Raw genomic sequence first — 2,220 nt, forward strand, 5'->3', positions numbered from 1 at the left:
GTGCGGGCTCGGCTCCGGCCTGGGCCCCGGCGGGTGGCTCAGGCTCGAGCTCGTCGTCGAACGGATCGGGGGTTGAGGCGGTGCCGGGGGTGGCTGCCGGCGCCGGAGCGAGCTGCGCCTGGGCGGCCTGGAGCCTGGAAGGGAGGTCCGGCCGGGCCTGGACCGGTGCGGCCGTCAACGCCAGCACGCCAGACATGCCCAGCCACAGGCCCAGCCCAGGGGTCAGGCCTTCTGGGGCCTGGCGACGTCCCGAGCGGGGATGGAGCACCACAGGCAGCGGATGGGCAGCAAGAACGCGGCCGATCCTGCCATGGGAGTTCGGGGGCGGCCCCCGGGGCGGTCCGGTTGTCCGGACGGGTGGCGGGCGGGGCCGCCGCGCAAGGGGTCAGTCCTCCAGGTCCTTGCGGCTGGGGGATCGGGTGGGATCGCTGGCCAGGAAGCCGAAGACGAAGATCCCGATGAAGAAGAAGACGACGGAGTAAACCGAGATCTTGAGAGCGAGCATGGTCTGTCCGGCGGGTGACAGGGAGTGACAGGCGCCGGTACGGGTCTCGATGACCCCTCGGCAGCCGCATCATCTTATGGGTGGTGGTTGGCCATCCAGCCTGTCCGATGCCGTTTGGCGGGGGCAACCGGCTCCGATTGAAACGTTTCGGTCACGTTCCCCATGCCCCGGCCCCTGGATCTCCAACCCCTCTGGCAGGCCGTCCAGCCAGGGGGCGCAAGCGGTCCGGCGCTGGGGGGGGCGTGGGGCCGCCGCCACCGCCCCGACTGGGCGGCCCGGGGCCTGATCATCTGGCCGCGGGGCGGCCAGTGGTGCCGTCTGCGCCTGCATTGCCCGTGCCCGGAGGGCTGGGTTCCCCTGGCGGAGGGCGCCCGGGCGCGGCTGGCGCTGCGCTGGTGGGCCGAGCGCGCCGAGCTGTGGGTGGATGGCGAGCGCATCCACAGCGGCGATCTGTTCGACACCGCCTGCCGCTGGCCCCTGCCCGAGCGCTGGTGGCGGGGGGAGGCCCTCGATCTGGAGCTGCGGCTGCGCAGCCCCCTGCACGACGACGGCGCCCTGATCAGCAGCCGCATCGAGCTGGAGCCCCTGGATCCGGCCGATCCCCTCGGCCTGCTGGCGGCCACCGCCGACGAGCTGCGGCAGCTGCGCCGCGAGCACCGCCATGACGGGGAGCCGGGGGAGGGGGTGCTGCACGTGCTGGGCCACGCCCACCTCGATCTGGCCTGGCTGTGGCCGGTGGCCGACACCTGGCAGGCGGCGGAGCGCACCTTCGCTTCCGCCCTCGATCTGATGGAGCGCTTCGACACGCTCCACTTCGGCCATTCCACCCCGGCCCTCTACGCCTGGCTGGAGCGCCACCGGCCGGCCCTGTTCGCCCGGGTCCGCCGGGCGATGCGGGCGGGTCGCTTCGAGCCGCTCAACGGGCCTTGGGTGGAGAGCGACTGCGTGCTGCTCTCCACCGCTTCGCTGCTGCGCCAGTTCCAGGAGGGCCAGGCCTACAGCCGGCGCAGCTTCCCGGAATGGAGCCACCGGCTGGCCTGGCTGCCGGACAGCTTCGGCTTCGCCGCCGGTCTGCCGGCGCTGGCGGCGGCCACCGGCGTGCGCTGGTTCTGCACCCACAAACTCGCCTGGAATGCCACCAACCCCTTCCCCCACCGGCTGTTCCGCTGGCGCAGCCGCTGCGGCGCCGAGGTGCTGGCCCTGATGACGGCGCCGATCGGCACCGACGGCGATCCGGTGGCGATGGAGCGCTACCGGCTGCAGTGGCAGCAGGCCACTGGCTGCGCCGATGCCCTGTGGCTGCCCGGGGTCGGCGACCACGGCGGCGGGCCGACCGCCGAGATGCTGGAGCATCTGGCGCTCTGGCAGGAGCAGCCCGTGGCCGCGGGCCAGCGCCACGGCACCCTGCGCGCCTACCTGGAGCCGCTGGAGACACTGGCGGGGCAGCTGCCGGTGTGGCGCGATGAGCTCTATCTGGAGCTGCACCGCGGCTGCCCCACCAGCCGGCCGGACCAGAAGCGCCACAACCGCAGCCTGGAGCGGCTGCTGCGGGAGGCGGATCTGGCCGCGGCGCTCTTCGGCAGGCCGGCGCCGGCCGCCAGCGACGACTGGCGCACCCTGCTGTTCCAGCAGTTCCACGACATCCTGCCGGGCACGGCGATCCCGGAGGTGTTCGAGCAGGCCGAGCCCCAGTGGCGGGGCGCCCGCCGCCGGGC

At 73.8% G+C, this 2,220-nt stretch carries 3 protein-coding genes; 1 reads left to right on the plus strand and 2 read right to left on the minus strand.

Annotated elements, in window-relative coordinates:
- Together VB737_RS16390 and VB737_RS16395 are read right to left on the minus strand one after the other, a co-directional pair.
- The coding region (locus VB737_RS16390; protein WP_500314526.1) for a hypothetical protein at positions 1-196 on the minus strand (196 nt) is incomplete at its 3' end.
- A 189-nt stretch (positions 197-385) separates the two neighbouring features.
- Complete coding sequence (locus VB737_RS16395; protein WP_015109632.1) at positions 386-505, minus strand: photosystem II reaction center protein I; 120 nt, start codon at positions 503-505, stop codon at positions 386-388.
- 162 nt (positions 506-667) lie between these two features.
- Here VB737_RS16395 and VB737_RS16400 point away from each other — a divergent pair.
- Positions 668-2,220, plus strand: a 1,553-nt coding sequence (locus VB737_RS16400) for a glycoside hydrolase family 38 N-terminal domain-containing protein (protein WP_500314528.1), incomplete at its 3' end; no start/stop codon positions are given.

It is taken from the genome of Synechococcus sp. BA-120 BA3 (genome assembly GCF_034931285.1).
Classification (GTDB): Bacteria; Cyanobacteriota; Cyanobacteriia; order PCC-6307; family Cyanobiaceae; genus Cyanobium.

What these genes read in the sequence shown, in the direction of transcription:
- VB737_RS16395 (WP_015109632.1), bottom strand. Translation starts at nt 505, where the DNA reads ATGCTCGCTCTCAAGATCTCGGTTTACTCCGTCGTCTTCTTCTTCATC.